Source organism: Streptomyces sp. WM4235 (assembly GCF_001279725.1).
In the GTDB taxonomy this organism is placed as follows: Bacteria; Actinomycetota; Actinomycetes; order Streptomycetales; family Streptomycetaceae; genus Streptomyces.
Map to the genome: position 1 here is coordinate 1 of NZ_LGDE01000115.1, position 4,172 is coordinate 4,172.

5 protein-coding genes are annotated in these 4,172 nt (G+C 69.0%); 1 reads left to right on the plus strand and 4 read right to left on the minus strand.

Annotation, left to right across the window (positions count from 1 at the left end):
• From ADK55_RS40700 to ADK55_RS12135, 4 genes are all read right to left on the minus strand, one after another.
• Positions 1–894 (minus strand): FG-GAP-like repeat-containing protein (locus ADK55_RS40700; protein WP_053677931.1); only part of this gene is annotated, 894 nt, incomplete at its 3' end.
• 110 nt (positions 895–1,004) lie between these two features.
• Entirely contained in the window at positions 1,005–2,312 is a 1,308-nt protein-coding gene (locus ADK55_RS12130; protein ID WP_159041361.1) for an FG-GAP repeat domain-containing protein, read from the minus strand.
• A gap of 164 nt (positions 2,313–2,476) precedes the next feature.
• The gene (locus ADK55_RS40435; protein WP_267887342.1) at positions 2,477–2,611 is read right to left on the minus strand and encodes a hypothetical protein; all 135 of its coding nucleotides are present in this window, start codon (positions 2,609–2,611) and stop codon (positions 2,477–2,479) included.
• Between the two features lie 219 nt (positions 2,612–2,830).
• On the minus strand, positions 2,831–3,121 hold the full coding sequence (locus ADK55_RS12135) for a hypothetical protein (protein WP_053677934.1): 291 nt from the start codon (positions 3,119–3,121) through the stop codon (positions 2,831–2,833).
• 80 nt (positions 3,122–3,201) lie between these two features.
• Here ADK55_RS12135 and ADK55_RS12140 point away from each other — a divergent pair.
• Positions 3,202–4,172 (plus strand): helix-turn-helix domain-containing protein (locus ADK55_RS12140; RefSeq protein ID WP_053677936.1); only part of this gene is annotated, 971 nt, incomplete at its 3' end.

The window sequence follows — 4,172 nt, forward strand, 5'->3', positions numbered from 1 at the left end:
GGCCACGATGTCCGCCTGACCGTCACCGTTGAAATCCGCCGCCGCCGTCTGCGAGAAGTCCCAGCCGCTGCTCAGGGCCACCCCGCCGGCGAAGGTGCCGTCACCGCGGCCGGCCCAGATCTTCAGGTTCGCCGAGGAGTCGCGGGCGATCAAGTCGGCCTTGCCGTCACCATCGAAGTCCGCCGCGGCCGTCTGCGTGAAGTCCCAGCCACCGGTCACGTTCACGGCCGAGCCGAAGGTGCCGTCGCCGCGGCCCTTCCAGAGCTTGAGGATGCCCGAGGAGTCGCGGGCGATCAGGTCGGCCTTGCCGTCACCGTCGAAGTCCGCCGCGGCCGTCTGCGTGAAGTTCCAACCGCCGGTGACCGTGACAGGGGCGTTGAAGTAGCCGCCCGCGTTGTGCGTCCACATCTTCAACGTCCCGGACGCGTCACGGGCCACGATGTCCGCCTGACCGTCACCGTTGAAGTCCGCACCGGCCGTCTGCGAGTTGACCGGGGCCGGGAGGCTGTCCTCCGGGTAGGGGTCGGCGTGATCGGCGCCAAGAGCGGCGGCCGGACCGCATTTCGGCCATACGCCCTGGCCCTGGCTCTTGAGCGCCTTCTCGGCTGTCAGGATCTGCTGCTTCTTCGTGGCGAGGTCGGCACGGGCGGCGTATGTGGTGCCGCCGAAAGCCTGCCAGGTCGAGTGGTCGAACTGGAGCCCCCCGAAGTAGGGCCAACCGGGCTTGTTGTAGCTCCAGTCACTGGTGCTCTCGCACTGGGCGACCTTCTCCCAGGTACTGATCGACGCGGCGTGGGAGGTGCCCGCCGAGCCTCCGAGCACGACGATCGCGGAGCAGGCTGCGGTGGTGAGGGCGAGAACGCGCCGTCGGACGGAACGCGTGGGGGACTTCATGGCAGAGAATCCTTCGAGGCCGGGGCTGGGAGTGGGAGTGGGATACGGAAGCGGGGCCCCACGGATGCCGGACCGTCGAGGTGGTCCGACACCCATGGGCGCGCCGGGGGCTACCAGCCGCCGGTGAGCTTGACGCCGGTTCCGAAGGTGGTGTCGCCGCGGCCGGCCCAGATGTTGAGGTCGCCGTTGTTGTCGTTGCGGGCGATCAGGTCGGCCTTGCCGTTGCCGTCGAAGTCCCCCGCGGTGGTCTGGGAGAACTCCCACCCGCTGGTGACCTCGACGGGGGCGTTGAAGTAGCCGCCCGCGTTGTGCGTCCACATCTGCAGGTTCCCGGCGGCGTCCTTGGCCACGATGTCGGCCTGGCCGTCCTCGTTGAAGTCCGCAGCCACCGTCTGGGTGAAGTTCCAGCCCCCGCTCAGCTGCGCCGCCGAACCGAACGTGCCGTCACCCCGGCCCGCCCAGATCTTCAGGTTGCCGTCGCCGTCACGGGCGATCAGGTCGGCCTTCCCGTTGCCGTCGAAGTCACCGGCCGCGGTCTGGGTGAAGTTCCAGCCACCCGTCACGTTCACGGCCGCGTTGAAGGTGCCGTCGCCCCGGCCCAGCCACAGTTTCAGGTTCCCGTCACCGTCCTTCGCGATGATGTCGGCCTTGCTGTCGCTGTTGAAGTCCGCAGCCACGGTCTGCGTGAAGTTCCAGCCGCCCGTCACGTTCGCCGGGGCGTTGAAGTAGCCGCCCGCGTTGTGGGTCCACATCTTCAGGGACGCCGAACCGTCCCTGGCGATGATGTCCGCCTGCCCGTCGCCGTTGAAGTCCGCCGCCGCCGTCTGTGTGAACACGGGGGACGGGGCGTCGATGACCCGCTTGTAGCGGAGCGCCTTGTAGTCGCCGTTGGGGTGGCCGTCGAGGGTGGCCGCGTTGATGGACATTCCGGTGACGTACTTCACCGGGGTCGAGCCGAAGCTGTAGTAAGAGAACTTCGTGTGTGCGGCGTCGTCCCACTTGTCGAAGAGGAAGACGTGGTCGTAGTAGCTGTTGAGGATGTCTCCCTGCTTGAGGTCGCTGCGCGGGATCTCGTAGATCTCCGAGGAGCTCCCCAGCCCCTGGGTGGCCAGGCTCGTCGACAGGTGCCAGGCCATGGAGACGTAACCGGAGCAGTCGGTGCGGTAGTTGCGCCCGTTCGAGTCGGGGTGGGAGCCGCCCTGGTTGTACGGGATGCCCTTGTTGAGCCAGTACTTGGCGCGCTCGGCGATCTCCTGTCGGGTGATGGCGCCGCCGACCGAGGACTCCGTGGCGGCCGCTGCCACGACGCTCGGTGCGGGGGCGGCCGCCGCCGGCTGTGCCGCGGTGGCCGCGAGGGCGAAGGAAGCCGCTGCGATCGACAGGGCGAGGACACGACTACGAGAGGAAATGATGGTCATGGACATGGCAAGTCTCCAGACGGCAAGAAGGAAGAGGGAGTGGATCGAGGGAGAGCGGGGAGGCGAGCGGCGGTTGCTTCACGCTGCCGGGCAAGGTCGCGGGACGTGGACTGCCGACCAGTGTCGTCGTTGCTGCCAGGTTGGGCGCGGCGTCGGGACTGCTGTTACTGCCAGCCCATGTTGTCCTGGACCGTCACCGGGGGAACGGACCCGGCGGGCGCCGCGGCAGCCGCTCCGGCGGGGGACAGCGGGGCGATGAGGGCGAGCGTGAGGACCGCGGCGGCCTGAGCGATACGCATGCGAATCACGAGGGTTCTTCCGTTCCTGAGGGTGCTGACGGCGAGTCGGACTGGTGTCCTGAACCGGTCGCGTCCCGCGGTGGCGCTTTCCGATCCGAGAGCCCTCCGGATCGGTGTCCGTCGGGCAAGAACTACTTTCGCCGCAGGTCAGCACGGGTGGAAGGGCTCCTGGGTGGACGGAATCGGCAGCGGCCGCTTGTGTCCACCCCGGAGGTGGGGTCATTCGATGGGGACCAGGGGGACCTCGGCGCGTACGAGGCGCCAGCCCAGGAGTTCGGGGTGGCCTTCCAGCAGCCGTGCGCAGACGGCCCCCGCGGCCGCCTCCGCCTGGGGCAGCGAGTCCGCCAGGACGTAGAGACCGATGACCGGATCCGGGACGGCGTCGGCATGGACGCTGATGTGCTCCACGGCGTCCTCGGGACGGGCGGCGGCGTGGGCGAGGGCCGGGAGGGGGGTCGGCAGTTTGGCACCCGGGACCGGCGGTCGCAGATGTGCGTGTACGAGGTACATAAATCCTCTTTCTGTCACCTCGCGGCGGCCATATCATGATCTTTTTGTGCTGGGAATGAGCATGTCCTGGGGGGACTTTCATGCTGAGTGCACTGGGGCTCGATACGACGGCAGAGGCCGTCTACCGAGCCATGCTGGCCGAACCGGGTGGCGGCGTCGCGGCGCTCGCCACTCGCATCGGCACCACGGAACAACTCGTACGCGAAGGGCTCGACGTCCTCAGTGGACTCGCCCTGGTCCGGCCGTCGGCGGAGACCGGAGGGTTGCGTGCCGTCTCCCCGGACATCGGGATGGAGATCCTGATGGCCCGCCAGCAGGCTGAACTCGCCGCGCAGCAGCAGCGGCTGGAGGCCTCGCGAGCGGTCGCCGCGCAACTGATCGCCGAGTACGCCGACATGCGGCCGGCGGCCGCGAGCCCGGGGGTCGAGCAGTTGATCGGCCTTGACCGGATCCGCGACCGCCTCACCCGCCTCACCCGCGAGGTACGAGGTGAGGTCATGACGTTCGCCCCCGGGGGGCCGCAGACCGAGGAGAACATCGCAGCCTCACGGCCGCTGGATGCCGAGCTGCTGGAGCGCGGGATCCGCACCCGGGTGGTGTACCTGGACAGCGTCCGCCACCACAAGCCCACCGTGGAGTACGCGAACTGGACCGCTTCGCTGGGCGGCCAGGTCCGCACGGTGGCCTCCCTGCCCACCCGTCTGATCATCGTGGACCGCACGACTGCGGTGATACCGGTGAGCAGCGAGGACACCGCGGGCGGCGCAGTGGTCCTGACCGGGCAGGGAACGCTGACCGCACTGTGCGCGCTGTACGACAGCGTATGGGCCGCCGCGCAGCCGCTCGGTGAGGCTCCGGCCAGGGACATCCACGGCCTCAGCGCGCAGGAGGGGGCGATCATCTCACTGCTGTCCGCGGGGCACACGGACGAGGCGATCGCCAAGCGACTGGGGGTCTCCGCGCGTACGTCGCGGCGGATCGCGAACGACCTCATGGAACGGCTGGGCGCACGCAGCCGCTTCGAAGCGGGTGTCCGGGCGGTCCAGCACGG